20 protein-coding genes and 3 tRNA genes are annotated in these 24,921 nt (G+C 65.1%); 12 read left to right on the top strand and 11 right to left on the bottom strand.

Annotated elements, in window-relative coordinates; translation table 11 throughout:
- Position 1: 1 nt before the first annotated feature.
- The 3 genes from ACFUCV_RS09070 to ACFUCV_RS09060 are packed head-to-tail and all read left to right on the top strand — an operon-like array spanning position 2 to position 2,119.
- Positions 2 to 316 carry an L-rhamnose mutarotase gene (locus ACFUCV_RS09070; protein ID WP_380814780.1) on the top strand — a complete coding sequence of 105 codons (315 nt, stop codon included), beginning with the start codon at positions 2 to 4 and terminating at the stop codon, positions 314 to 316.
- Complete coding sequence (locus tag ACFUCV_RS09065; RefSeq protein ID WP_380814779.1) at positions 313 to 1,281, top strand: aldo/keto reductase; 969 nt, start codon at positions 313 to 315, stop codon at positions 1,279 to 1,281. The genes ACFUCV_RS09070 and ACFUCV_RS09065 overlap by 4 nt, the downstream gene beginning before the upstream one ends.
- Positions 1,274 to 2,119 (top strand): amidohydrolase family protein, encoded by an 846-nt coding sequence (locus tag ACFUCV_RS09060; RefSeq protein WP_380814777.1) that lies wholly within the window; start codon positions 1,274 to 1,276, stop codon positions 2,117 to 2,119. The genes ACFUCV_RS09065 and ACFUCV_RS09060 overlap by 8 nt, the downstream gene beginning before the upstream one ends.
- Before the next feature lie 209 nt (positions 2,120 to 2,328).
- Here ACFUCV_RS09060 and ACFUCV_RS09055 read toward each other — a convergent pair whose 3' ends face one another.
- The 5 genes from ACFUCV_RS09055 to ACFUCV_RS09035 form a co-directional block, all read right to left on the bottom strand.
- Entirely contained in the window at positions 2,329 to 3,075 is a 747-nt protein-coding gene (locus tag ACFUCV_RS09055; RefSeq protein WP_380814775.1) for a hypothetical protein, read from the bottom strand.
- Positions 3,072 to 3,431 carry a PadR family transcriptional regulator gene (locus ACFUCV_RS09050; protein ID WP_380814773.1) on the bottom strand — a complete coding sequence of 120 codons (360 nt, stop codon included), beginning with the start codon at positions 3,429 to 3,431 and terminating at the stop codon, positions 3,072 to 3,074. Before ACFUCV_RS09050 ends, ACFUCV_RS09055 begins: the two co-directional genes overlap by 4 nt.
- Positions 3,432 to 3,506: 75 nt before the next feature.
- Positions 3,507 to 4,178, bottom strand: a complete 672-nt coding sequence (locus ACFUCV_RS09045; protein WP_380814771.1) for a FadR/GntR family transcriptional regulator — start codon at positions 4,176 to 4,178, stop codon at positions 3,507 to 3,509.
- Between the two features lie 104 nt (positions 4,179 to 4,282).
- Positions 4,283 to 4,373: transfer RNA gene (locus ACFUCV_RS09040), tRNA-Ser, on the bottom strand.
- Between the two features lie 101 nt (positions 4,374 to 4,474).
- A complete protein-coding gene (locus ACFUCV_RS09035; protein WP_380814769.1) occupies positions 4,475 to 6,577 on the bottom strand; it encodes a prolyl oligopeptidase family protein in 2,103 nt (700 codons plus the stop codon).
- Between the two features lie 68 nt (positions 6,578 to 6,645).
- Between ACFUCV_RS09035 and ACFUCV_RS09030 the strand changes: the two genes are divergently transcribed.
- Positions 6,646 to 8,589: an FAD/NAD(P)-binding protein gene (locus ACFUCV_RS09030; RefSeq protein WP_380814767.1), complete on the top strand. Its 1,944-nt coding sequence runs from the start codon at positions 6,646 to 6,648 to the stop codon at positions 8,587 to 8,589.
- A gap of 105 nt (positions 8,590 to 8,694) precedes the next feature.
- Here the strand turns inward: ACFUCV_RS09030 and ACFUCV_RS09025 are convergent, their stop codons facing one another.
- Together ACFUCV_RS09025 and ACFUCV_RS09020 are read right to left on the bottom strand one after the other, a co-directional pair.
- Positions 8,695 to 13,563: an ExeM/NucH family extracellular endonuclease gene (locus tag ACFUCV_RS09025; RefSeq protein WP_380814765.1), complete on the bottom strand. Its 4,869-nt coding sequence runs from the start codon at positions 13,561 to 13,563 to the stop codon at positions 8,695 to 8,697.
- A gap of 319 nt (positions 13,564 to 13,882) precedes the next feature.
- A tRNA-Ser gene (locus tag ACFUCV_RS09020) sits at positions 13,883 to 13,970 on the bottom strand.
- 93 nt (positions 13,971 to 14,063) lie between these two features.
- Between ACFUCV_RS09020 and ACFUCV_RS09015 the strand changes: the two genes are divergently transcribed.
- The 6 genes from ACFUCV_RS09015 (at position 14,064) to ACFUCV_RS08990 (ending at position 19,241) form a co-directional block, all read left to right on the top strand.
- The gene (locus tag ACFUCV_RS09015) at positions 14,064 to 15,047 is read left to right on the top strand and encodes an NAD(P)H-quinone oxidoreductase (RefSeq protein ID WP_380814763.1); all 984 of its coding nucleotides are present in this window, start codon (positions 14,064 to 14,066) and stop codon (positions 15,045 to 15,047) included.
- A 124-nt stretch (positions 15,048 to 15,171) separates the two neighbouring features.
- Positions 15,172 to 15,315, top strand: coding sequence for a hypothetical protein (locus ACFUCV_RS09010; RefSeq protein ID WP_380814761.1), 144 nt, complete (start codon positions 15,172 to 15,174; stop codon positions 15,313 to 15,315).
- Between the two features lie 240 nt (positions 15,316 to 15,555).
- Complete coding sequence (locus ACFUCV_RS09005) at positions 15,556 to 17,823, top strand: carbon starvation CstA family protein (protein WP_380814760.1); 2,268 nt, start codon at positions 15,556 to 15,558, stop codon at positions 17,821 to 17,823.
- 2 nt (positions 17,824 to 17,825) lie between these two features.
- The gene (locus ACFUCV_RS09000; protein WP_380814758.1) at positions 17,826 to 18,026 is read left to right on the top strand and encodes a YbdD/YjiX family protein; all 201 of its coding nucleotides are present in this window, start codon (positions 17,826 to 17,828) and stop codon (positions 18,024 to 18,026) included.
- A gap of 130 nt (positions 18,027 to 18,156) precedes the next feature.
- Complete coding sequence (locus ACFUCV_RS08995; protein ID WP_380814756.1) at positions 18,157 to 18,741, top strand: bacterial proteasome activator family protein; 585 nt, start codon at positions 18,157 to 18,159, stop codon at positions 18,739 to 18,741.
- Between the two features lie 17 nt (positions 18,742 to 18,758).
- Entirely contained in the window at positions 18,759 to 19,241 is a 483-nt protein-coding gene (locus tag ACFUCV_RS08990; RefSeq protein ID WP_380814754.1) for a hypothetical protein, read from the top strand.
- A gap of 80 nt (positions 19,242 to 19,321) precedes the next feature.
- Here ACFUCV_RS08990 and ACFUCV_RS08985 read toward each other — a convergent pair.
- The 4 genes from ACFUCV_RS08985 to tmk form a co-directional block, all read right to left on the bottom strand.
- Positions 19,322 to 19,397: transfer RNA gene (locus ACFUCV_RS08985), tRNA-Thr, on the bottom strand.
- Between the two features lie 109 nt (positions 19,398 to 19,506).
- Positions 19,507 to 21,051, bottom strand: a complete 1,545-nt coding sequence (locus ACFUCV_RS08980; RefSeq protein ID WP_380814752.1) for an alpha/beta hydrolase — start codon at positions 21,049 to 21,051, stop codon at positions 19,507 to 19,509.
- A gap of 19 nt (positions 21,052 to 21,070) precedes the next feature.
- Positions 21,071 to 22,225 (bottom strand): DNA polymerase III subunit delta', encoded by a 1,155-nt coding sequence (locus ACFUCV_RS08975; protein WP_380814750.1) that lies wholly within the window; start codon positions 22,223 to 22,225, stop codon positions 21,071 to 21,073.
- A complete protein-coding gene (tmk, locus tag ACFUCV_RS08970; RefSeq protein ID WP_380814748.1) occupies positions 22,222 to 22,887 on the bottom strand; it encodes a dTMP kinase in 666 nt (221 codons plus the stop codon). The genes ACFUCV_RS08975 and tmk overlap by 4 nt, the downstream gene beginning before the upstream one ends.
- A 108-nt stretch (positions 22,888 to 22,995) precedes the next feature.
- Between tmk and ACFUCV_RS08965 the strand changes: the two genes are divergently transcribed.
- Together ACFUCV_RS08965 and ACFUCV_RS08960 are read left to right on the top strand one after the other, a co-directional pair.
- Entirely contained in the window at positions 22,996 to 24,192 is a 1,197-nt protein-coding gene (locus tag ACFUCV_RS08965; RefSeq protein ID WP_380814746.1) for a trans-sulfuration enzyme family protein, read from the top strand.
- A 64-nt stretch (positions 24,193 to 24,256) separates the two neighbouring features.
- The gene (locus ACFUCV_RS08960) at positions 24,257 to 24,616 is read left to right on the top strand and encodes a DUF2516 family protein (protein ID WP_380814744.1); all 360 of its coding nucleotides are present in this window, start codon (positions 24,257 to 24,259) and stop codon (positions 24,614 to 24,616) included.
- Positions 24,617 to 24,921: the final 305 nt, after the last annotated feature.

Here is a 24,921-nt window from a genome sequence, read left to right as displayed (position 1 = left end):
CATGACTCAAAAGATTGCCCTGCGCACGCGCTTGAAACCCGGCAAGGAAGCCGAGTACGAGCGTGTCCACGCCCGCGTCAGCGACGAGTTGGACGCGGCCCTGCGCGGCGCCGGCGTCACCGCTTGGAACATTTGGCGCAGCGGCCGGGACCTTTTCCACGTGGTCGAGGTGGCCGATTACCAGGCCATGCGCAGGGAACTGGCCACGAATCCAGTCAACATCGAGTGGCAGGCCGTGATGAGCGGGCTGCTGGAAGTCGAAGACGACTACTCAGGAGATGACATGGGCCTGGCGAAAGTGTGGGAATTGCCGTGACCGTGCCGGAATTGGGCCGTCTCGGCTTTGGTGCCGCAGGCATCGGCAACCTTTACAAGGCCATGGACGACGACGTTGCTGCTGCCACCATTGCGGCAGGCTGGGACGTGGGCCTGCGCTACTTTGACACGGCTCCGCACTATGGCTTGGGCCTGTCCGAGCGCCGCACGGGTGCATTCCTGAGCACCAAGCCGCGGGATGAATTTGTCCTCTCCACCAAAGTGGGGAGGATCCTGGAATCCGTGGACAACCCCGCAGGTGCCCGGGACACACAGGGTTTTGACGTTCCGGCGAACTTGGTGCGCCACTGGGATCCTTCCGAGGCCGGCATCCGCCGCAGCATCGAGGACTCCCTGGAGCGCACCGGCCTGGACCGGATTGACATCGCATATTTGCACGACCCCGATGTCTATGACCTGGACGCGGGAATCCGGGAGGCGCTGCCGGCGCTGGAGCGGCTGCGGGCGGAGGGCCTGGTGACGGCCATTGGCGTGGGGGCCAACTCCGCCGATGCCCTGCAGGCCTGTGTGCTGGGGGCCGAACTGGACGTGATCATGCTGGCCGGACGGTACTCCCTGCTGGAACAGCCGGCAGCCGCCGGGTTGCTGCCCTTGTGCCTGGAGCGAGGAGTCCGCGTGGTCAATGTGGGCGTGTACAACTCCGGTCTGCTGGCCCGCCCGGTGGTCCCGGACAATGCGAATTACAACTACGCCCCCGCTCCGGCGCCGATCTTGGCAAAGGCACAAGCGCTCGCGGCCTGCTGCAATGAATTTGGGGTGGAGCTGCCGGCGGCCGCCCTGCAATTTGCCCGCTCACACCCCGCCGTGTGCTCGGTGGTGGTGGGCGCTTCCAATGCCGGGCAGATCACCGAGACCGCTGCGCGCATGGCCGCCGACATCCCGCCGGAACTGTGGACGGCCCTGGTGGCCCGCGGATTGCTGCCGGAAGGGGCGCTGCATGGCTGAGGAACCCCGCATTGACGCGCACCTGCACCTGTGGCAGCTGGCGCAGGGGCAATACTCCTGGCTCAAGCCCGGTCATGGACTGTTGTATGACAGTTTTACGGCCGGCCAGGCCCACGCCGAGCTGAGCGCTGCCAAGGTGGCCCAGGCCATCCTGGTGCAGGCCGACGACACGGCCGCCGACACCGAAGCCATGCTGGCTGCGGCGGCCGCCCACGACTGGATTGTGGGCGTGGTGGGCTGGTTGCCCTTGGAGGACCCCGGGGCGGCTGCGCGCCGCTTGGAGCAATGGGGGCGGCACAGCGCATTTTGCGGGGTGCGGACCCTGCTGCACGACGACCCGCGCCCCGGGTTTTTGGACCTGGCACCGGTGCGCCGTTCGCTGGCCCTGCTGGCCCGGGCGGGAGTGGCCTTCGAGGTGCCGGATGCATTTCCGCGGCACTTGGGGCAGGCGGCCGCCGTGGCCCGCGAACTGCCGGAACTGACGGTGGTCATTGATCATTTGGGCAAGCCGCCGCGGGCCGGTTCGGCGGCCGATATGCGGGCTTGGGAAACGCAGCTGCGTGCCGTTGCCGCCCTGCCTAATACTGTTGCAAAGGTTTCCGGCCTGCACGTGGCTGGGACGCAATTCTCCGCCGGCGCCCTCTCGCGGGTCTGGGAGGTGGCGTTGGAGGCCTTCGGTGCGCAGCGGCTGATGTTTGGTGGCGACTGGCCGGTGAGCCTGGCGGGAGCGCCGTACGGGCACACCCTGGCCGTCATGTCCGCGCTGGTGGGAACCTTGTCAGCCACTGAATCCCACGCCGTGTGGGCCGGAACGGCCCGGCGGATTTACCGACTGTAACATTTTCGTAAACATCGGATAGCTTGCGGGAAAAGCATGGCATTGTGGCGTGGATAGCACATCAGCATAGGAAGTTTAATGAGGTCCTCACCCTGGTGGGGAAACGGCCCTGCAACGGCCCTGCTGCGGCCGCCTTGGCGGCGGTGGCAGGGCCGTTGTGTTGTTGGCAGCAGGCTTGGGCCGGCGGCCGCGGCGCCAGCCCGGAAGGTTCAACTTCCGCCAGCGACCAGGGCGGCAAGGCCCAGCAGAACCAGGGCGAGAATCGGAAACAGCCACGCGGTCAGCATTTCAAACCACCGTGAGCGCTTGCCAGCTTTGGCATCGAGCGGGTTTTCAATGACGTCGGGCTGCTCCCGCAGCACACGCACGCTGCCCCAGGCCGAGAGCGCCACAAGTGCCGCACCGGACACCATGATTACGATCCCTGGGTCCAGGACCAGCAGCGCGTCAGTGGCGTTTTTGGGAGTGAGCATGGCACCAAGCACCCCGGCGGCGCCTCCCACCAGGGGCAGGGTGAACAGGGCCCAGCTGTGGCGCAAAAGCCAGGGCAGGTACAGCGGCAAAGCCAGCACCAGCGCGGCCAAAGCGGCCATCATTACCAGCTGCCAGCGGCCAAGCAGCAACTGCCCGCCGCCCAGCCAAGGTGTCAGGGCAGCTGACAGGACGAGGAAAGCGACCAGTGAGGTGGTGCTGAGGGCCATACTTGTCCGGGATGTGGCCGCAGCGGCTTGCCCGCTCTTTGAAGCTGGCTGTGCAGCTGCCAGCTGCGAGGCGTAATGCCGGGGCGTGCCAAAGGCCTCCAAAGGCGATTGGCCCGAATCGGCCAAAAATTCCTCCACGGAGGCCACGGTGTCCCCAATGGATTTTCCAGAAACGTCATTTAGGCGCAGTTCCAAGATCAGCTCGTCGAGCCATTTCTTGTGACCGGTGGTGTGCAGCGGTTGATTGCGGGTCATGATGGTTCTCCCTGCTCGGCTGTGGTGGCGAGGAACGCATGGGTTGTTGCCGTGAAGTTGCTCCACTGGGCACGCTGACGGTCCAGCTCCGCGCGCCCGGTTTCAGTCAGTGAGAAATACTTTCGCCCCGGTCCGCCTTCGCCGGGACGCCACTGCACCTCCACCCAGCCGGCCGCCTCGAAACGGGTCAGCAAGGGGTACAGGGTCCCACCTTTAAAGGTGCCCAGGCCCGCCGATGCCAGCGCCGTGACAATGGCGTAGCCGTAGGTGGGGCCGCCTTGGAGCGCCTGAAGCGTGCACAGGCCCAAGGAGGCGCGGTTCCAGTCTCCGGGCCAAGGTTCCTCCGATAACAACATGACTAGATTGTATGCCTAACTAGATTGGCAGGCAAGATAGTTAGAGTTTTGCGTGGCCGTACCCGATGGGTCGGTCTAGAGCGCCTGCCGCAGCCAGTGCTCCACACCGCTGATGTGCACCGTCAGCAGGGATTTGGCCAGTTCGGCGTCGCCGCGTTCCAGCGCCTCAATGATGGCGCCATGCTCGGACAAGGTGCGGTCCACCGCTTTTTCCTGGGTCAGTCCGCGCCAGATCCTGGCCCGGACGGTGCTGCTGGAAAGTGCGTCCAGCACGCTGGCCAAATAGGAATTGTTGGCTGCTGCCGTAATAAGTCCGTGAAAAACCAGGTCATGGTTCACCAGCTGCTCCACGCTGGTGGAATCGTCAATGTTCTCCATGGTGGCGCGCAGCTGCGCAATCTGCTCGTCCGTGATGCGCCCTGCCGCCATGGCCGCGGCGGCCGGTTCCAAAATGCGGCGGACCTCAAAGATTTCCAGGATCGAGCGGTCCTGATGCAGATCCACAATAAAGGTCATGGCTTCGGTGAGCAGCTTGGGCTCCAGGCTGGTCACATAGGTGCCGTCGCCGCGGCGCACGTCCAGCACCCGGATGATCTCCAAGGCTTTGACGGCTTCACGCAGCGAGCTGCGGGACAGACCCAACTTCTCGCTCAGTTCCTTCTCCGGCGGCAGGCGATCCCCGGCGGCAAGTTCGCCGGAAATGATCATGTCCTTGATTTTGGTGATTGCTTCGTCTGTAACAGCCATCATCCCAGTCTAATGGTCTGATGTTTCAGGAGGGGACGGCCCACCCCGCCCCGGATGGCAGGGACAAAAAATGCGCCCCTTGAGAAATCAAAGGACGCATTTTGTGGCGGAGACGGGGGGATTTGAACCCCCGGTGGAGTTGTGCCCCACACTTCATTAGCAGTGAAGCCCATTCGGCCGCTCTGGCACGTCTCCAGCGCTGGAAGGGGTAGAAGCCCCCAACCAGCATCCCAAACTTTACCCAGTACATGCCCCGCAAAGCAAAACGACTGCACTATTGGCCATTTCCGGCCAGCTTAGAAACTTCCTGTAAGGGCACGCCACAGGAATTCATGCGAGGCCGCATGCAGCCGGGCTGCCTGTTCATTGTTCCCCGCTCCGGCATGTCCACCCTCCAGGGCTTCATGGAACCAAACCTCAATCCCCATGGATTCCATGCGGGCCGCCATCTTCCGTGCCTGCACCGGCCCCACCCTGTCGTCGGAGGTGGCTGTCCATATGAACGTGGCCGGGTACTGCACGCCGGGACGCAACAAATGGTACGGGGAGAAGGTCTTGATGAACTCCCACTGCTCCGGCACGTCGGGGTCGCCGTATTCGGCAATCCAGGACGCGCCGGCGGAAAGCTTCGTGTAGCGGCGCATGTCCAGCAGGGGCACCCCGCAGGACACCGCGCCAAAGAGTTCCGGGTACTGCGTGAGCATGTTGCCCACCAGCAGTCCGCCGTTGCTGCCGCCGGCGCAGCCCAGCTTCGACGGCGTGGCCACTTTGCGTGCCGTCAAATCACGCGCCACGGCCGCAAAGTCCTCGTACGCCCGGTGCCGATTTTCCCGCAGCGCCGCCGTGTGCCAGCGTGGTCCATATTCACCGCCGCCACGGATGTTCGCCACCACAAAAACCCCGCCGCGCTCCAACCACGTCCGCCCCACCGCCCCGCTGTAGGAGGGCGTGCGTGAAACTTCAAAGCCGCCGTAACCGCTGAGCAGGGTGGGATTGCCGCCGTCGTACCTCATATCCGCCGGGCCCACCTGAAAGTAGGGCACCTGGGTGCCGTCGGCGGAGGTGGCAAAGTGCTGCTCCACCCGGTGGTTCCCGGCTGCGAAGAACGACGGCGCCGCCCGGACCAGCGTGGGTGCCGCGCCCTGCCCCGGGCTGCCGCCGAGGGTGCCGCGGGAGACGGTGGCGGGGGTCAGGAACCCGGTGGCGAGCAGCCAATAGTCATTGGCCGTGGCGTCATCTTCATCGTCGACGGCATATGCGTCCACCGAATGCAGCGGCGGGCAGGCGTCCAATTCGGCGGCGGCCCACTCCAAGGCCGGATCCACCACCAAAATTTTGGACGAGACGTGGGAGAGGACGTTCAACAGCAAAAAGTCCCGCGTCCAGCTCCACGACTGCAGCGATTCTTCCGCCGACGGAGCAAAGACCGTGTGCAGTTCGCGGCTGCCGGCCAAAAAGTCCTCCAGCGCAATGACCAGCAAGGTGCCTGCGGCATGCACGGTTCCTGCCACGGCCCAGTCGCTGCGCGGACGCAGCAGCAGCCATTGCCGGTGCAGGGACACATTCATGTCATCGGGAACCGCAATGTGGACCCACTGCCCGCCGCGGCGCACATAGCTGCGGCTGTTGTGGAAGTCCAACACGTCATACGCCACATCCCGCTCAAAACCCGGGGTGCTGCTGTGCATCACACCGCCGCTGAGGTGGTCCAGCGGGACGGAAAAAATTGGTTCCCTGGCGGCGAGTTCGGCCACCGTTTCCCCACGGCGCCACAGCCGCGACGCCGCCGGGTAGGACGACTCCGTCATGGAACCGTTGCCCGTGTCCGTGCCCACATACAAGGTGTCGGCATCCAGCCAGCTCAAGCGCGTCTTCGCCGCCGGCAGCGCAAAGCCGCCGGGCACAAAGGCGCGCTCGGCAAGGTCGAACTCGCGATAGGCCACTGCGTCGCCGCCGTCGGGGGAGAGCGCCACCATGGCCCGCCGGTATTCGGCGCCGGGTTCCGGGCGCAGGAAGGCCGCACCCGCCCACAACCACGTGGCCGACTCCGCCGCACACAGGGCGTCCACGTCCAGCAGCACCTCCCACCCTGGGGAGCCGGCGAGGTAGTCCTCCCAGGTGGTGCGCCGCCACAGTCCCTTGGGGTTGGCCGCATCGCGCCAAAAGTTGTAGTACCAACCGCCTCTTTTGGCCACCATGGCAATCCTGTCACTGGAGTCCAGGACCTCCAGCACGCGCCCTTCCAGCGCCGTGTAGCCGTCGTTGAGCAGGGCGGTGTCGGTGCGGGCATTGTGCTCCCGGACCCACGCCATGGCGTCGTCGCCGTGAATGTCCTCAAGCCATAGAAACTCGTCGTGGGGTTGCCCGGCAAGGGGTGCCGGGGCGGTGCTTTGTGTCATGGCACCATCCTAGACAGGCCTGCGCCGGCTCCTTCCCTCCCATCGGTTAAGCTCAAGGAGTGGAAAATGTGGTCAGGACCAGTGTGGCAATCGTGGGAGCGGGCCCCCGTGGGACCTCCGTCATGGAACGGCTGCTGGCCCACCGGGCGCAGGACCCGCTGGCCGGCACATCCGAACTTCACATCCACTTGATTGACCCCTTTGAGCCGGGGGCGGGGCATGTATGGCGTGTGGAGCAGTCACGGTTGTATTTGATGAACACGCAAAGCTTCTTCCCCACGGTGATTCCCGATCAAGGCGTGGGTGCCCCCGCCGTGGCCGGGTGCACCTTCAATGCCTGGCGTGCGGCACAGGCAGCCAGCCCCTGGGGCGGGCTCAGCGACGGCGATGCGCACGAATTGCGGCAGCTCGGCGCCAACGGTTTTCCCAGCCGGGCCCTGTACGGCCGCTACCTGCGGTGGTGCTTTGAGCAGCTGCGGCGCAACGCGCCGGCGGGAACACACATCACCCACCACCGCTCCGAAGCGAAGCGGGTGGTGAAGAACCATGCCGAGGGCGGCTTTGACGTGGTCCTGCACGACGGCGGACCGCTGCACGTTGAGAACGTGGTGCTGGCGCTGGGACATGTTGAGTCCAAGCTCAGCGCCGCACAGGCTGGGCTGCGCGATGAAGCCCGCGCGCACGGCTTGACGTATTTGCCGCCGGCCGTGCCCAATGACGTTGACTGGGACGCGCTGCCGGCGGGTGAAACGGTGCTGGTGCGCGGGATGGGACTGAACTTTTTTGATGTTTTGGGTCAGTTGACCGAACATCGGGGTGGCCGTTTTGAATCCACGGGCGGGCCTGCGGGGGAGTCCTTGCGTTATGTGCCCTCGGGACGCGAACCGGTCATTGTGGGTGCCTCGCGGCGCGGCACGCCGTACCGCGCCAAGGCGGAACTTCAAAGCTACTACCCCCGCAGCGTGAGCCTGCGTTTTTTGGGGGAGGACGCCGTTGCCGCGATTGCCGCGCGGGGGGAAACAGCCGGTTTTGACCATGACATTTGGCCGCTGCTGTACCGTGACACGCTGTGGGCGTACTACACCACCTTGGCACGCACCCGGCCCGAGGCTGTTTCGGCGCGCTTGCTGCCGGAGCTCGACGCACTGCTTCATGAGGGTCTGCGGTTCGGCGATCCGGGGTGGGCTGCGCGCCTGAAGGCATTGCTGGAGGAACTGGTCCAGGCGGACCATGTGCTTGATTTGCAGGGCCTGGCCCGCCCCTTGGCACGGCATCCCTTGCGTGCAGGGGCTGCTGCGCGTTTTTCCTCGCATGCGCAGATGGATGCGGCGGTGCTGGAGTACCTGGTGGCGGACGCGGCGGGCTCGGCCCTGGGTGAGGATGATCCAGTCAAAATGGCCATTGGCGCCCTCAATGCCGGGCGTGCCGTGGTGAAATCACTGGTGGCCGACCGGGGCATTACGCAGGCCTCCTGGTTGGGTGAGCTGCGCGGCTGGTTTGAAGGTTTTGTGGAAGGGCTGGCCAGCGGCCCGCCGGCGGTGCGCATGGAGCAGCTGGCCGCGCTGGTGCGTGCCGGCGTGGTGCACTTTTCCGGGCCCGATCCCGTGGTCCGCCTGCAGCACGGCGTCTTCACCCTCCGTTCCCCCTGGGTCGCAGACGCCCCGTGGGAAGCCCGGCATCTGGTGGAGGCGTTTGCCCCCGCCAACAATGTCCAGTTCAGCGCCTCGCTTTTGGTGCGGAACCTGCTGGCCGACGGCCTGATCCGGCCTTTGTTGATGTTGGCCTCCGATGGCCAACCCGTCACCACCAGCGGCGTGGATGTCACGGAGCCGCCGTACCGGCCCCTGGACGGGACCGGCGTTCCCGTGCCCGGGATGTATCTGCTGGGGCTGCAATTGTCCTCGGTGCAGTGGGGGACGGCAATTGCCGCCGAGGCCGACGCCAAATACCGCAGCGGCTACCGCACCATCCTCGACGCCGACGCGATTGCCGCGGATATCTTGGGTTGTTAAAACAGGGCAGGGGCGGCAGCTGCCATCCGCCACTCGTGATGCGAGTGGGGATGGCGGCTGCCGCCCCTGGAAGTTCATGCTGTCAAGCAGTGTGAACCTGGCTGCTTAGCGCCCCGTTGGTCCGTGGGCCGCCTTGCGGCGGTTCGCCAGGGCCACAGCGGTGCCAGCTCCGAGCAGGACCAGTGCACCCACGCCCAGCGGCAGCGCCGCGGCACCTGTGGAAGCCAGGTTGCCGGAGCCATTGCCGTTGCCGTTGCCGGAGCCGGAACCGTTGCCTGAGCCTGAGCCGGAACCGTTGCCGTTGCCACCTGGCGCCGGTGTGGTGCCCGGTTCTGTGGGCGCCGGTGTGGTGCCCGGATCGGTGGGGGTCGGCGTGGGAACCGGCGTGGGAACCGGATCTGTGGGAACAGGCACCTCGGGAACGGCCGTAACGGGGATGCTGATGGGCAGCCGCGCATACGTTCCGGTGTCCGTGGTGATGGTGAAGCGGCCGGCGTTCAGTTCCGCGGGGACCGTGAAGCTCAGTGTTGCGGCGCCGTCGGCCACGGGGAAGGTGCCCAGCACCGATGGCACCACGGCGGTGGGCCGCACGGCAAAGCCGGTGCCGCCGCCGCTGCCCGAGGGCTCGTAGCGTACGGTGACCTCCGTGGACTTGACCACGCCCAGGGAGGTCAAATCGAGCTTGTTCAAAGCAAGCGTCACTTCCTGGCCTTCGGTGACGGCAGCTGGTGCCTGCACCACATCCACGCCGCGGCGCGAGAAGTCCGGGGCAATGGGTGCCTGCTCCGACTGGGCGCCCAGGTAGGCAATCCAGGCGTCACGGTCCACCAGACCCGAATCCTTGGTGTTGCTGCCTTCGGTGAAGACCCGGAAGTTGTCTCCGCCGGTGGCCAGGAAGCTGAACGTCCCCACACGGTAGCTGCGGGCGGGATCCAGCGGGGCACCATTGATCACCACGGAGGTGATGTGGTCGCCCAGCCCGCGGGTGGAGTCGTAGGTGTAGTCCACATTGGAGGACAACCCCAGGTTCAGGAACGGACGGCTGGGGATGGTGCCGTCGGCGTTGGTCTGCCACTGCTGCTCCAGCATGGTCTTCACCTGGGCGCCCGTGAGGGAAGTGGTCCACAGGTTGTTCACGAACGGGAGCACCGCGTTGGCATTGCCGTACGTCACCACGCCGTCCGCCACGCCCTCGTTTTTGTACAAGAGGTCAGCGCGGAGACCGCCGGGATTGACGACGCCGATCTCGGCGCCCCCTGTCTGCTCCCCCTTGAGTGCCTCCAGCAGCGAGTTGCCCACCAGGTTGCCCAGGGTGGACTCGTTGGCCCGGTCGTCACGGGTGTACTTGCCGGTGGCGGGGTCAAAGGTTTGGGCGGTGGTGATGTCGGCGGCAATCTTGCCCACGGGCACGCTGCCGGCAATCTTGGCGTCGGCGAGCGCGCGGTCCGTGATGGTCTTGACTTCGGCAACGCGCGGGTACGTTTGGGCCAACGTGGCGTCGTCGTCCTTGCTGCGCGGAACGTTGGCCTGCGTGTAGGAGGTGACCTCATTGGTCGAGGCATCCACCGTAAGCACAATCTGGCCAATGAACTCGCCGTAGCTGCCGGTCTGCAACACGGGGCGGGTCTTCAGGGCTGCGTCGGCGGGAACGCCTGGAATGGGGGCATCCCAGGCGTACTGCTTGTGCGTGTGGCCGGTGAAGATGGCATCGACGTCGGCACTGGTTTCGGTGACCAACTTCTTGAAGGTGCCCCCGGCGGCGAGTTCCGCTTCCAGGCTGGATTTGTCGGGGGTGCCTGCGCCTGCGCCGTCGTGGTATTCGGCCACGATGACATCAGCCAGCTTGCCGTCGGTGATTTCCTTTGCCACGCGGTTGACCGCGTCCACGGGATCGCCGAAGTCCAGCATGGAGATGCCTGCCGGGGTCACCAGCGTGGGGGTCTCCTGGGTGACGGCGCCAATGATGGCCACCTTCACGCCGTTGAGTTCAATGATTTTGTACTCTTCCAGCGCCGGGGTGGTGGTGCCCTTGGCGTAGACGTTGGCCCCCAGGTAGTCCCAGTTGGCGGCGTCGGTGACACGGCCGTCAAGGTCTGCGTAACCCTTGTCGAACTCGTGGTTTCCCACGGCGGAGGCCTGCAGCTCCAGCGCGTTCAGCACATCGATGGTGGGCTGGTCGTTCTGGGAAGCCGAGGCGAACAAGCTCGCGCCGATGTTGTCACCGGCGGACAGGAATGCGGTGTTGGCATCCCCCGAGGCGGCGCGCAGCTGCTCCACGGTGCCGGCAAATTTCACCGTGTTGGCATCAATGCGTCCGTGGAAGTCATTGATGTTCAACAAGGTGAGGTCTTTGGTGGCTGCGGGGGCGGCACCGAGGTTCAGGCCCACCACCACGGGATCGTGGTCGGAGGCTGAGAAGGGGCTGGCGTCATAGAAGTTGCTGACGTTGTAGTTGTAGCGGCTGTAGCCCATGGCAATGGACTCGGCGGAGTTGATGTTCCAAACATCCACACCAGTTACCAGGGCGTCGGCGGCCGGTGTGGCCACAATGTGGTCCAGTGAGCCCAGCAGGCCGCCGAAGGCGTAGGAGTGCTTGCCGGTCTTCCCGCCCTGGTTGACGTAGCCGGATTCAGCCATCAGCAGCATGGGGTCTTCATAGCGGTAGGCATTGAAGTCACCCATGAGCAGCACCTTGTCGGTGCCTTGCGCCGCCTGCAGTTCAGTGGAGAATTTGACCAGCGCCGCGGCCTGGGCCGTGCGGGCAAGGTTGGAGTTGCCCTGACCCTGGTCCGTGTCATTGGGGGTGGCTGCCGAGCCCTTTGACTTGAAGTGGTTGGCAATCAAGATGACTTTGGCGGCGTCGTCCTGGCCTGCCAGCGTAAAGGCCTGGGCCAGTGGCTGGCGCGCAATTTCGGTGTAGGCGGGATCGTCCAAAATCACCGATTCACCCACGGGTTCGGCCACGGCCTTTTTGTAGATGAAGGCCGTGCGGATCACGTCTTCAACAGCTACGTCGGGACGGGCTGCGGGGGAGCGGACGTAGTCCCAAACACCGGGCGCGTCCACATTGAGGGCTTCCACCAGCGCGGCCAAGGCAGCGTCGCGGTCCTTGCCAAACTTGGCGGAGTTCTCAATTTCCTCCAGCGAGAGCACATCGGCGCCGGAAGCATTGATGCCGGCCACAATCTTGTCCTGCTGGCGCTTGAGGTTCTCGGCGTTGGCGGCACCGCGTTGGCTGCAGCCGGTCCGGACACTGACAGGGTTGTTGGCGCGGTCGGTGTAGAACTGGCAGGAGGGGTTCTTGTCACCGGTTTCAATGAAGTAGTTCTGGACGTTGAAGGAGGCCACCGCCAGGTCCCCGCCCACGGCCGCCGGGGCACCGATGCGGGTGTTGCCGAAGGCGATGGGTTGGACGGATCCCGCATTGGCGGGGGTCAGGGCTTCCAGGGGTTGGAACTTGTAGGCGTTGTTGCGGTTGTCGAAAATGACGGGAGTTGAAAAGTTGCCGGTGGAGCCCAGACGCATGGGTGTGGCCGCGCTGAGCCACGGCAGCGGCACTGACTGGCCGGCGGCGTTCAGGAAGTTGGTGCTGGCGCCGTCGTCGAGCTTGATGGCCTTGGCTGCGTTCCGGGCCACCTGTGCGGCGTGCGCTTCGGAACCGACCGGTCCCACGGCTGTGGGCTGCAGCAGCACGTCGGTGCCCACCGCCAGGCCCACCTCGCCGTAGTTGTTCAGCGAGTAGTTGTCAGTGATGGTGTAGTCACCCTCGGGAGCGACGAGCATCCCCTCCAGGGTCTCGCGCAGCTGCGTGGTTTCCGGAACGGTGACGACGGCGGCCTTGACGGCTTCCGCCGCTTCGGGCAGTTTGGTCATGCCACCGGCCGGGACGTCAATTTCAGTGGTGGTGGCGGTGTCGTTGGCTCCGCCAAATTCCTTGACCAGGCCGGTGACCTGGACATGGTCACCGATTTTGACCTCGGCAACCGTGGCGGGGGAGTAGACAAACACGCCCTGGGAGGACTTGTGCGCGGCCATGTCCAAATCTCCACCGCTGCCGGGGGTCTGGATGAAGTAGCCATTGAAACCGCCGGTGGGGTAGGCCGCCGTGACCACGCCGGTGGTGGTGACGGTGGAACCTTCAAGGGCGCTCTTGGCGCCTTCCCCCTGGATTTCGGCAATGGTTTTGCTGCCTGCCTCCGGAGGCGGCGGTGGCGGCGTGTCACCGCCCTTGGTGCCCGTGGGGGTGGGGGCTGCAGTGGTGAAATCCACCGCATTGTTGTTTGTATCGGCAAAACCGCTGCGGTTCAGTGAGGTGCTGACTGAGGCGGCTGCGGACGCCGCACCTTCAAAAGTGTTGGAGTCGCCATAGCCCAGCAGGTCCACCACACCGGGTGTGCCGCTCAGCGGCCCCGTGGGCAGGGCGGTCAACTTCTGGGCCTGGTTGGCGAGAATGAGGGTGCCGCCGCCGCCTGAAAAGCTGAAACCACTGGCGTCGGCGTCGGTGGCGGGCAAGTCACGGCCATTGGCCGCATTGGAACTGCCCTTGACCAAGTAGTGGTCGTTGGCCTTGATGGTCCCCGAAAGGGCTGCCAGGCCGGTCGGGGAAACCTTGCCGCTTGCCGAACGGTATTGCAGCGACCAGCCGGCCAGGTCAATGTCGGCATTGGTGGGGTTGTACAGCTCCACAAATTTGTTCTTGTAACTGGCACCTGCACTGCCGCCGTTGAGGTAGGCCTCGTTGATGATCACATTGGGCGTCTCCAACGCACCCGCGAGGACCACCGCAGGTGGCAGGGCCCCGGTGGACGCAGCGTCCGGTGCGGGGCTTTCAGGGGCGGGGATTTCGATCGTTGGCGTTTCGGCCGGGAGGGGATCGGTGGTGGCAAAGGCCGGTGAAAGGGCCAGCGGCGCAGCCGCAAGCCCCAGGGCCAAGGCGGCGCCCAACCCTGCCTTGATGAAGTTGTTGCTGGTCATGTCTCCAACTCTCGAAAAAGGAATGGCACGCCATTGTGCCGTGAGTGGTGTTGAACCTCATGGCTGATGCCGGAACGGCAAGGAATGCCTTCCCGGGAGCCACAGGGTGCTAACTAGCCAAGCGCATAGATGTGAATCATTCATGAACAGACCCCTTTGGTCAAGCAAACAAAAGGTCAACCAAGCTTTTGAAGGCGAAAATTTCAGCGCGGGCCCGGATAAAAGGCGAGTTGCGGGCTGCGGGCTTCGGCGCCGTGCCCGCGGGGGACGCAAAAAAGGGAAGCGGCACCGGTGACGGGCCACTTCCCTTTGCATCGCGCGGAAGGTAAGAGATTCGAACTCTTGGTACGGGGTTACCGCACACTGGTTTTCAAGACCAGCTCCATCGGCCGCTCGGACAACCTTCCTGACCCTAGTAGTGTTTCATAGGCAGGGCCGTGCAACCAAAATGGGTGCCGGCTCCGGCAGATTTGCAAGGATGAAAGGCAATGGAGAAGGTCATGAAGGCAATTGTTGCAACGGTCGCAGGCGGCCCCGAGGTTTTGACCTTGGTCGAGGCGCAGGCTCCCGTTCCCGGGCCCGGTGAGGTTCTCATCGATGTGGTTGCCGCCGGGGTCAATCGAGCGGACGTTCAGCAACGCCGCGGCTTTTACCCGCCCCCGCCCGGCGCCTCCAACATTTTGGGCCTGGAAATCTCCGGACGGATTGCCGGCTTCGGCCCCAATGTGACCAAAGCCTTCAGCGTGGGCCAGAAAGTGGTGGCGCTGCTTTCAGGCGGCGGCTATGCCTCCCAAGTGGTGGTTCCCGCCGGCCAGGTGCTGTCCCTGCCGGAGGGGATTGATGTTATTTCCGCCGCGGGCCTGCCCGAGGTTGCCGCCACCGTCCACTCCAACCTATTCATGACAGCCCAGTTGCAGGCAGGTGAAACCGTACTGATCCACGGCGGGGCGGGCGGCATTGGCGCCATGGGCATCCAACTGGCCAAAGCAGCCGGTGCCCGCGTCATCGCCACGGCAGGCAGCGACGAGAAGGTTGCCATGCTCACCGGATACCTCGGTGCGGACCAGGCGGTGAATTACCGCAGTGAGGATTTTGTGGAACGCGTCATGGCCTTCACCCAGGGTCAGGGGGCCGATGTAATCCTCGATGTGGTGGGGGCGAAGTACCTGGCCCGCAATGTTGCGGCCTTGGCCACCTACGGCCGTCTGATAGTCATTGGGCTGCAGGGCGGGGCCACGGCGGAACTGAATCTGGGCACACTGCTCACCAAACGGGCGGCCATCATTGGCACCACCCTGCGGGCGCGGCCCACCGAGGAAAAATCGGCCATCATGGAAGGCGTGCGTGACCATGTGTGGCCCCTGGTGGCCAGCGGCGCCGTGAAACCCATGGTGGACAGGACATTCCCGCTCGAACGCGTCGCCGCGGCCCATGAATACTTCGACTCAGGGGCGCATGTGGGCAAGGTGCTGCTGACGCTCTAGCGCCAGCGCCGCCGGCATCACGGCGGGCCTGGCGCTCGCCGATGGCCGCAACGACCACGCAACCCTGGCCAGCGTCGGCGCCGACACCAAGTTGCGCAAAGCCATTTCGGGCTCACAAACGCTCATGACAGCCTTGCTGGGAACGCTGCTGGGTGTGGTTGCCGGCGCCATCCCCACCGTCGTGGTGCTCTCGCAGCAGCGCGGCTTCGCGATCGTGATTCCGTGGCTGCAGCTGACGCGCGCTGGCCCTCGCGGTCCCGCACTTTAGTGCGGCGGCCGCCTGGGTGCTCACGAAGGGCAAACTGCCCCTGACCAGGCGGCAAACGTTGGCCTGAGCCGGAAATCCACCATCTGGCATTGAGGTTTGGCCCAGGAGCGCCCGCCGCTGGCCGCAGGAACCACACCGCTGAACTATTTTTCCCCCCTCTGCCCGCTGGGGGGTTCTATGCGGGGCATCACACTGATACGGTCAAGGGTCTGTAATTGTGTTTGAAAACTAGGGGTAAATATGACAACGCCGTCAAACAGGGCCGTCGGGGAAGGGGATCTGCTGGTGCAGGATCCCAAGCTGCCGCCGGTGGCCGTGGATCCAGCCGAAGAAGCGCAAGCTCATAAGTGGACGCCACTGAAAATTGCCATTTGGGCAGCCATTGCGCTTTTGGGCGGCGTTGCCTGGGTCATGCTGGCAGTGGTCCGTGGTGAATCAGTCAACGCCATTTGGTTCGTTTTTGCCGCAATTTGCACCTACCTCATTGGTTACCGCTTTTATTCCAAGGTCATTGAGAAGCTCCTGCTCAAGCCCAATGACAAGCGGGCCACGCCGGCTGAATACAAGGCCGACGGCAAGGACTTTGTCCCCACCGACCGCAACGTACTTTTTGGACACCACTTTGCCGCCATTGCCGGGGCCGGACCCCTGGTGGGACCCATCCTGGCCGCCCAGATGGGTTATTTGCCCGGCACCATCTGGATCATTGTCGGCGTGGTGCTGGCAGGGGCCGTGCAGGACTACCTGGTCCTGTTCTTCTCCATGCGCCGTGGCGGGCGCTCCCTGGGCCAGATGGCCCGGGAGGAACTCGGTGTCATTGGCGGCACGGCGGCGCTGATTGCCACCTTGCTGATCATGATCATCATTGTGGCCATCCTGGCACTGGTGGTTGTCAACGCCCTGGGCGAATCCCCGTGGGGCGTGTTCTCCGTCTCCATGACCATCCCGATCGCTTTGTTCATGGGTGTATACCTGCGCTACCTGCGCCCCGGCAAGGTGCTGGAAGTCTCCCTCATCGGCGTCGTCCTGCTGCTGGCGGCCATCATTGGCGGCGGCATCGTGGCAGGAACCGAGTGGGGTGCGGCAGTCTTCACCCTGGACCGCACCACACTGGCCTGGGCCATCATCATCTACGGCTTCATTGCCGCGGTGCTTCCCGTGTGGCTGCTGCTGGCCCCGCGCGACTACCTCTCCACCTTCATGAAGATCGGCACCATTGTGATGCTGGCCGGCTCGATCGTGCTGGTCCGCCCGGAAATCACCGTCCCGGCGTTCAGCGAATTTGCCGGCCGTTCCGACGGCCCGGTCTTCTCCGGTGCCCTGTTCCCGTTCCTGTTTGTCACCATTGCCTGCGGCGCGCTCTCCGGATTCCACGCCCTGATCGCCTCCGGGACCACGCCCAAGCTGATCGAGAAGGAGCGCCAGGCCCGCTACATTGGTTACGGCGGCATGCTGATGGAGTCCTTCGTGGCCATCATGGCCCTCGTTGCGGCGCTGTCCATTGACCGCGGCATCTACTTCGCCATGAACTCCTCCGGCGCTGCCACCGGCGGCACCATTGAAGGCGCGGCGGCGTTTGTGAACTCGCTGGGCCTGACGGGTGTGGCCCTGGATCCGGCGCTGCTGGCGCAGACCGCGTCCGACGTCGGCGAAGAGTCCATTGTGTCCCGCACCGGCGGCGCGCCCACGCTGGCCGTGGGACTTGCGCACATCATGCAGCAGGTGGCGGGCGGTGCCGGCATGATGAGCTTCTGGTACCACTTCGCCATCATGTTTGAAGCCCTGTTCATCCTCACGGCCGTCGACGCCGGAACCCGCGTGGCCCGCTTCATGCTGCAGGATTCCATTGGCAACTTTGTCCCCAGGTTCAAGGACACCTCGTGGCGGTTGGGATCCTGGATCACCACCGCCATCATGGTGGCCGGCTGGGGCGCCATTTTGATCATGGGCGTCACCGATCCGCTCGGCGGCATCAACACCTTGTTCCCGCTCTTTGGCATTGCCAACCAGCTGTTGGCGGCCATTGCCCTGGCCGTGTGCCTGACCATCATCTCCAAGTACACGCACGTGAAATACGTCTGGATTGTGGCCCTGCCGCTGGTCTTTGTCACGGTGGTCACGGTGGTGGCGTCGTTCCAGAAGATCTTCTCCACCATCCCGGCCGTTGGTTACTGGGCCCAGCACAATGCGTTCAAGGTGGCCCTGGCCGACGGCAAGACCAGCTTCGGCACGGCCAAGAGCGTCGAAGCCATGGAGGCGGTGGTCCGCAACACCTTCGTGCAGGGTTCGCTGTCCATCATCTTTGTGGTGCTGTCATTGATTGTGATTACGACGGCGCTGCTGGTCGCCGTCCGCTCCTACCGTGCAGGTGGTGGGGCCAGCGCGGAGGATCCGGCCGTGGTCTCAAGGATCTACGCCCCGGCGCAGATCCTGCCCAACAAGATTGAGAAGGACCTGCAAAAACAGTGGGCCGAGTCCGGCAAACAATCGGCCCGGAGTCACCACTAGCCATGGAAATGCTGCGAAGTGCCGCCCGCGGAGTGGGGCTGGTGGGCAAATACCTCAAAGGTGTCCTGGGCGAGGATGCCTACGAGAAATATTTGGCCCACCACCAGGCCACGGCCTGCACCACCGCGCCCATGACCGTGCGGGAGTTTTGGCGGGACAAGACCGACCGCCAGGACGCCAACCCCGAAGGCCGCTGCTGCTAAGCAAAGCGCCGTGGCACAGCCCGCAAAGGAACGCCCAGTGCGTGCCTTTGCGGGCTGTTGGCCTTAACGCCGCGCGTCGCCGCGCTGCAACCGCAGGACGGCGGGGACCGGGCCGTGAGAGACTGGCAGCATGAGCGAAAACGCGCCGAAGTCAGACGCCTCCGAAGCAGCGGCAAAGCCCGCGCCAGATGCTGCCGCGCCCCAGGACCCTGCCTTGACGGAGCTGGTGGATCAGCCCGCCAAGGTCATGCGCATTGGGACCATGATCAAGCAATTGCTGGACGAGGTGAAGAGCGCCCCGCTGGATGAGGCGGCGCGAAACCGCCTGGCGGAAGTCCATGCGGCGTCCATTGCGGAGTTGGAGGACGGCCTGGCGCCGGAACTGATCGCCGAGCTGCGCCGCCTGAGCCTGCCCCTTTCCGCGTACAGGGCCCCCTCCGAGGCCGAGCTGCGCATTGCCCAAGCCCAGCTGGTGGGTTGGCTGGAAGGCTTGTTCCGGGGCATTCAAACGGCCCTGGCGGCGCAGGAGCTGGCCAACAAGCAAATGGCGGCACGTCTGGCCATGCGCCAGCTTCCGGCGGGGACGGTCATAGCCCCGGGCGTGGTGATTGGTGAAAACGGAGAACCGCAGCGGGCCGGTGCCCCCCACCCCGGCCCCCAGCCCCAGGGCGGCGCAGGCCACCTTGATCCCAGCAGTCCCGGGCAGTACCTGTAACGGGCATGTTCAAGGGCTTGTTTAGCGCTGCGCGCCAATCCAAGAAGGACGACGCCGAACTGGGCAAGGGTGTGTGGCGCCGGGCCTACGACCGCTTCCACCGCGGCCTGGACCGTTTCCACCAAATGCTGGAGGGGCTGGAAGCGGCCAGTTTTGAGCACAGCGACGCCGGTGCCCGGGCCGCCGAATGCTACGGGCCGATGGTTGCGGTGGCCGATGCCTTGGCGGAGCTGCTCCCCGAGGTGCGCCGCATTGCCGCGGCAGCCCACGCCGCCGCCCCCAGCGAAGGCATGGAAATTCCCCTGGGCACTGGCGGAAAGTTCAATGACGTGCACCGGGAACTGTCCCGTGCCGGCAACGCACTTGCCGCGGCGTCGGAGGCGCTGGCGCTGGTGCGCCTCGGCGCCGGGGAGGTCTCAGGCGTGAAACTCAAGGCCTCCATTGTGGGCCAGCACATCACCCGCGCTGCCGGGCTGCTGCAGGGTGAAGCGCCCAAGTAGCAGCACGGGCAGCGGCGGCAACCAGTAAGGCCACAAAAAAACCCCGCAGCCCTTGACTTGCAAGGAACGCGGGGTTTTCGTGGAGCCTCCAAACAGAATCGAACTGTTGACCTTTTCATTACGAGTGAAACGCTCTACCAACTGAGCTATGGAGGCCTGTGCCTGCCTGCCGGTCCGGAAGCGGACCAACGTGCTGAACACAAACAACAACTCTAATATGCGCGGGGCGGATGTACAAAATCCGCCCCGCGCAGGGATGCGGCGGTCAGCAGCTGGTACCCGATGCCGGCACTGTGCCGTCCACAAAGTAGGCATCCACCAGCGAGGTCAGGCACTCATTGGCGCGGCCATACGCGGTGTGGCCCTCACCCTCCCAGCTGACCAGCACCCCGGAATCCAACTGTCCGGCCAGGGCTTTGGACCACTGGTAGGGGGTGGCGGGATCGCCCGTGGTGCCAATGACCAGGATGGGGCCCGCGCCGGCGGCCGCAATGGGCTCCAGCGTGCCGGTGGGCTCATGTGGCCATCCCGTGCAGCTGAGCCCCGAGTAGCCCAGCAGGCCGCCAAAGGTGGGGGCAGCTTCCTGCAACAGCTTGGACTGCTCACGCATATGCGCCAAGTCCGAGTTCATGGGGTAGTCCAGGCAGTTGATGGCGGTGAAGGCCGCAGCGGTGTTGGAGTTGTACCTGCCTTCCGGGTCGCGGTCGGCGGAGTAGTCCGTCAGCAGCAGCATGCCGGAGGCGTCCCCGGCCACAGCCTGCGCCAAGGCGCCCTTCAGCGGCTCCCACAAATCGGTGGAGTACATGGCAAAGGCAATGGCGTTGGTGAACTCCGTCCCGGTCACCACCCGGTTTTGCGGGGTTTGCTGCGGGGTTTGCGTGTAGATTTCCTGCAGCGAACGGATTTGTCCCAGCGCCTGCTCCTTGGTGCCCGTCACGGGGCAGTCGGCGCCGGACAGGCAGTCTTCCACCCATGCCCCCAAGGCATTCTCAAAACCCACCGCCTGGCCCATGGAAACCTGGTCAATGTCCAGTGTGGGATCCATGGCGCCGTCCAGGGAGAACTTCCCCACCCGCTCCGGGAACAAACCGGCGTAGGTGGCGCCGAGCTTGGTGCCGTAGGAGAAGCCCATGTAGTTCAGCGCCTTGTCCCCCACCACGGCACGCAAAATGTCCATGTCGCGGGCCGAGCTGGCAGTGTCCACATGCTCCAGCACGTCACCGGAATTCTGCACGCACAGTTCGCTCTGCTTCCTGGATTCCGCCTGGGCGCGGGCAAAGTCGGCGTCGTTTGACAGGTCAAAGCTGAGCTGCCGGGAGGCATCCATTTGTTCGTCGCTCAGGCACTTCACCCCGGCTGAACGCTGCACCCCCCGGGGATCGAAGCCCACCACGTCATAGGACTTGCGCAGTTTGTCTGAAAAGTAGCTTCTGGCCCCATCCTTGACCATGTTCACGCCCGAACCGCCGGGGCCCCCTGGATTGACCAGCATGGAACCCATCTTGTTGCCGCTGGCCGGCAGCCGGATGGCGGAAATTTTTATGGAATCCGTCTTGGGCGCGTCATAGTCAAGCGGAACCTCCACTTCGGCGCATTGAAAACCACCGTTGCATGAACTCCACGTCACCGCCTGGGTGTAGAAATCACGCAGCTCAGCGGGCACATCCCCCACGATCTGCGGATCGGCGGAGGTGGTCACATCCGGTTCCGTGCCCACCGAACAGGAGGCAAGCAGCAGCGCCACTGCGGCCACTGCGGCGGTGAGGGAGGCGCGGAGGGCAGGAGGGCGTGGAACATTTCCGGCTGACATGTCAAAGGTCCTTTACAACTTAGAGCAGGCTGACGGCCATGGCTTCAAGGGCCAAAAGCGGGGCAACATTGGTGGTGGTCAGGCGGCGGCGCACGGAATTGACGGCGTCCATGCGGGCCAGGGTTTTTTCAGGCCGGGACGCAGCGGCAAAGTCCAGCAGCCCGGCACGCAGGGGTTCATTGACCAGATCCACGGGTGCACCCCCGCCGGCGTCCAGCTGGAGCACCAGCACATCGCGGTAAAACGACAACAGATCCGTCAAGGCCCGGTCGAGGTGGTCGGTGACGGATCGTTTGGCGCGGCGCTTCTGATCCTCCTCCAGGGCCCGGACCTGGGAGCGGATGGGTGGCGGCAGGGTGCCGGTTTCCGGGGCACCAAGGGAACGCAGCAGCGCAGCCCTCTCGGCGGCGTCGCGCGTTTCATTGGAGGAGGTGGCCTCGGCCTGTGCCAACTCCAGCAACGACGCCGCCGCCTGCACCGCCGTCGTAATGTCACGCAGTGCCAGGGGCAGCCGGACCGTGGCATCGCGGCGTTCCCGCGCTCCGGCGTCAGTGGCCAGCCGCCGGGCAATGCCAATGTGGCTTTGCGCCGCACGGGCGGCGGTGGCGGCCAAGGCGGGTTCAATGCCGTCGCGGCGCACCAGCAGGGCGGCGACGTCATCCACCGGGGGCAGGCGCAGGGTCAGGGTGCGGCAGCGCGAACGGATGGTCACCAGCACATCGGCCGGGCTGGGCGCGCAAAGGATCCAGATGGTCCGTGGCGGCGGCTCTTCAATGGCTTTGAGCAAAACGTTGGTGGTGCGCTCGGCCATGCGGTCGGCGTCGCCCACAATCATCACGCGCCAACGGGCGGACGAGGGACTGTCATGGGCCTTGCGCACCAGGGCGCGGGCTTCTTCAATGGTGATGGTGGTTTTTTCCGTGGCAATGAACGTCACGTCGGCGTTGGTGCCGGACAAGGTGGTGTGGCAGGCCTTGCACACGCCGCAGCCGCGGGCCGGAAGTTCCTCCCGCTCACAGACCAGGGCGGCTGCAAACGCGAGCGCGGCATTGGAGCGGCCCGAACCGGGCGGGCCCGTCAGCAGCCAGGCATGGTTGGGTTTGGGGGATTGCGCGGCCCGGCGCAGCTGCGCCACCACCGCCTCCTGACCCTGCAGGTCCACCCAGACGCTCATGCGGCACCCATGGCTGCGTGGTGCTGCAACAGTTCCTGCACGCGTTGGGCAATGGCCCGGGCCAGGCCCGGGACGTCATCCCCGGCGGGAAGCACCAGGTAACGCTGCGGAGCGGCGGCTGCCAGTTCAAGAAAGGCACCGCGGATGGCGGCATGGAAATCATCGGGTTCGGATTCCATCCGGTCTTCCTGGGCTGCCCCGGCCGTGCGGCGCAGGCGGCCCTCGGCGGGGGCCACATCCAAAAGCACCGTCAGATCCGGCCACAGGCTGCTGGTGGCCCAGTCATTAAGGGAGGCGACGGCGTCAGTGCCCAAGCCCCGCCCCGTGCCCTGGTAGGCAATGGAGGAATCCGCGTAGCGGTCGCTGATGACAATGTCCCCGCGCAGCAGTGCCGGGGCAATGACCTGGCTGGCATGCGCGGCACGGGCGGCGGCAAAAATGAGGGCTTCGGTCTTCGCGTCAATCTCGCCCTGGCCATGCTCCAGCACCAGGGAACGCAGCTTTTCACCCACGGGGGTCCCGCCTGGTTCACGGGTCCGCACCACTGTCCGTCCGGCGTCGGACAATGCCTGGGAAAGCAGGCCGGCCTGAGTTGATTTTCCCGCGCCGTCGCCGCCTTCGAAAGCAATAAAAAGGCCCGGCGCAGGTGCAGAAGAAGTCATCACCTTCCTAGCCTACCGGGACAAGCTGGAAGTGCCTTGGGCCTCTTGCAACGCTCGCGTGTCACATAAATTGCCGCCCGAGAGATATCGCAGTCTAATCTGGAAGGCATGACCGACCAGCCAGCCGCGCACGCCCAAAATCTCAGCCCCGACACAGTGGTGGTGGCCGTGGGACGCCCCGCCCGCGAACACGACGCGCCCGTGAACCCGCCCATTGTGCTGTCCTCGACCTATGTGGGCACCGGAACCGTGGTGGACGGCGACCGCGCCTATGGCCGCTACTCCAACCCCACCTGGGATCCGCTGGAGGAGGCGCTCGCCGCGCTGGAAGGCGCCACCGCGCCGGGCCTGATTTTCAGCTCCGGCCTGGCGGCGGCCTCGGCGGCACTGTCCCTGATCCCGGCCGGCGGCGTGCTGGTCATGCCCCGGCATTCATACCAGGGCGCGCTGGTCATGGCGCAGGAACTGGCCGCCAAGGGCCTGTTCACGCTGCGGATTGTGGACATTGCCCGCAAGGACGAGGTCATTGCCGCGCTGACCGGCGCGGGGGAGAGCGCCGCGGACATGCTGTGGCTGGAAAGCCCCACCAACCCCATGCTGGAGGTGGCCGACATTGCCGTGTTGTGCCGGGCCGCGCACGCCGTGGGGGCGCTGGTGGTCACCGACAACACCTTCTCCACCCCGCTGGTGCAAAAACCGTTGGAACTGGGCTCGGACATTGTGCTGCACTCGGTCACCAAATACCTGGCCGGCCACTCCGATGTGGTCCTGGGCGCACTGGTCACTTCAAACACCCAATTGCACGGGCAGCTGCTCCACCACCGTTCCATCCACGGTGCCATCGCCGGTCCCTTTGAGGCCTGGCTGGCGCTGCGCGGCTTGCGGACCCTGGCCCTGCGCGTGGAGCGCTCGCAGGCCAGCGCCATGGAATTGGCGCAGCGGCTGGATGCGCACGACGGCGTGGCCCGGGTCCGGTTCCCCGGTCTGCCCTCGGATCCCGGCCATGTCCGTGCCGCGGCGCAGATGCACGGCTTTGGTTCCGTCCTCTGCATTGAGGTGGCCGGCGGCGCGGACGCAGCCAACGCCGTGGTTGATGCCCTGGCGCTGTGGACCCCTGCCACCTCCCTGGGCGGGGTGGAATCCCTCGTTGAGCGCCGCCGCCGCCACGCCAATGAACCGCAGTCAGTGCCGGAGAACCTTTTGCGTCTGAGCGTGGGCATTGAAAACCTCGAGGACCTGTGGGCTGATTTGGAGCAGGCCCTCAACGGCGTCCGGGCCGGCCGCGGCCCGGACGCGAAGGTGTAAATTCCCTGTCCATTCCCAGCCAGCTCCTCCTGCCATCCGGCACAGCTGACTGTAAGCTGGTGAGGTGTTCACCATCTTGTATTTTGCCGAGTTCATTATTCTGACGACCCTGGGTCTTGTGGCCTTCGGCGTCCAGCTGTGGGCGTTCAGCCATGCCGTGCGCACCCCGGCTGCCGACTTTGAACGCGTCTACAAGCGCACCAAGACATTTTGGGCGGCGCTGACAGGCGGCGCAGCCTTCTTCGGCTTCCTCTTTGTCATTGTGCCGCTCTCCACGCTGCGGGCGCCCGGATTGGGCTTTGGCATGTTGATGACCCTGGCCGGCGTCACTGCTGCCGGGGTGTACCTGGCCGATGTGCGTCCCGCCCTCGCCGAGGTGCGCGGCCGCGGCCGGGGCAATCAAAACCGCGGCACTTCCTGGTAGGACCTCCGCCGCTGCTGCGCCGCTGCTGGGCTTGACCGCGCACGTTCCCGCCATTGCTGGGCTTGACCGCGCACGTTCCCGCCATTGCTGGGCTTGACCGCGCACGTTCCCGCCATTGCTGGGCTTGACCGCGCATGTCCCCGCCGCTGTTGGGTTTGACCGCGCACGTCCCCGCCGTTGTTGGGCGTGACCGCGCACGTCCCCGCTTTTGTTGGGCGTGACCGCGCACGTCTCCGCTTTTGTTGGGCTTGACCGCGCACGTCCCCGCTTTTCGCGCATCGGGGGAGGTGCGCGAAAAGCGGGGA

Origin of the sequence: Specibacter sp. NPDC057265, from assembly GCF_042668835.1 — a bacterium.
Classification (GTDB): domain Bacteria; phylum Actinomycetota; class Actinomycetes; order Actinomycetales; family Micrococcaceae; genus Specibacter.
Note: the sequence above shows the minus strand (reverse complement) of the source record. Positions and strands in the feature narration are given on the sequence as shown.

What these genes read in the sequence shown, in the direction of transcription:
- ACFUCV_RS09070 (WP_380814780.1), top strand. Translation starts at nt 2, where the DNA reads ATGACTCAAAAGATTGCCCTGCGCACGCGCTTGAAACCCGGCAAGGAA.
- ACFUCV_RS09060 (WP_380814777.1), top strand. Translation starts at nt 1,274, where the DNA reads ATGGCTGAGGAACCCCGCATTGACGCGCACCTGCACCTGTGGCAGCTG.
- ACFUCV_RS09055 (WP_380814775.1), bottom strand. Translation starts at nt 3,075, where the DNA reads ATGACCCGCAATCAACCGCTGCACACCACCGGTCACAAGAAATGGCTC.
- ACFUCV_RS09050 (WP_380814773.1), bottom strand. Translation starts at nt 3,431, where the DNA reads ATGTTGTTATCGGAGGAACCTTGGCCCGGAGACTGGAACCGCGCCTCC.
- ACFUCV_RS09045 (WP_380814771.1), bottom strand. Translation starts at nt 4,178, where the DNA reads ATGGCTGTTACAGACGAAGCAATCACCAAAATCAAGGACATGATCATT.
- ACFUCV_RS09035 (WP_380814769.1), bottom strand. Translation starts at nt 6,577, where the DNA reads ATGACACAAAGCACCGCCCCGGCACCCCTTGCCGGGCAACCCCACGAC.
- ACFUCV_RS09025 (WP_380814765.1), bottom strand. Translation starts at nt 13,563, where the DNA reads ATGACCAGCAACAACTTCATCAAGGCAGGGTTGGGCGCCGCCTTGGCC.
- ACFUCV_RS09015 (WP_380814763.1), top strand. Translation starts at nt 14,064, where the DNA reads ATGAAGGCAATTGTTGCAACGGTCGCAGGCGGCCCCGAGGTTTTGACC.
- ACFUCV_RS09010 (WP_380814761.1), top strand. Translation starts at nt 15,172, where the DNA reads ATGACAGCCTTGCTGGGAACGCTGCTGGGTGTGGTTGCCGGCGCCATC.
- ACFUCV_RS09005 (WP_380814760.1), top strand. Translation starts at nt 15,556, where the DNA reads ATGACAACGCCGTCAAACAGGGCCGTCGGGGAAGGGGATCTGCTGGTG.
- ACFUCV_RS09000 (WP_380814758.1), top strand. Translation starts at nt 17,826, where the DNA reads ATGGAAATGCTGCGAAGTGCCGCCCGCGGAGTGGGGCTGGTGGGCAAA.
- ACFUCV_RS08995 (WP_380814756.1), top strand. Translation starts at nt 18,157, where the DNA reads ATGAGCGAAAACGCGCCGAAGTCAGACGCCTCCGAAGCAGCGGCAAAG.
- ACFUCV_RS08980 (WP_380814752.1), bottom strand. Translation starts at nt 21,051, where the DNA reads ATGTCAGCCGGAAATGTTCCACGCCCTCCTGCCCTCCGCGCCTCCCTC.
- ACFUCV_RS08975 (WP_380814750.1), bottom strand. Translation starts at nt 22,225, where the DNA reads ATGAGCGTCTGGGTGGACCTGCAGGGTCAGGAGGCGGTGGTGGCGCAG.
- tmk (WP_380814748.1), bottom strand. Translation starts at nt 22,887, where the DNA reads ATGACTTCTTCTGCACCTGCGCCGGGCCTTTTTATTGCTTTCGAAGGC.
- ACFUCV_RS08965 (WP_380814746.1), top strand. Translation starts at nt 22,996, where the DNA reads ATGACCGACCAGCCAGCCGCGCACGCCCAAAATCTCAGCCCCGACACA.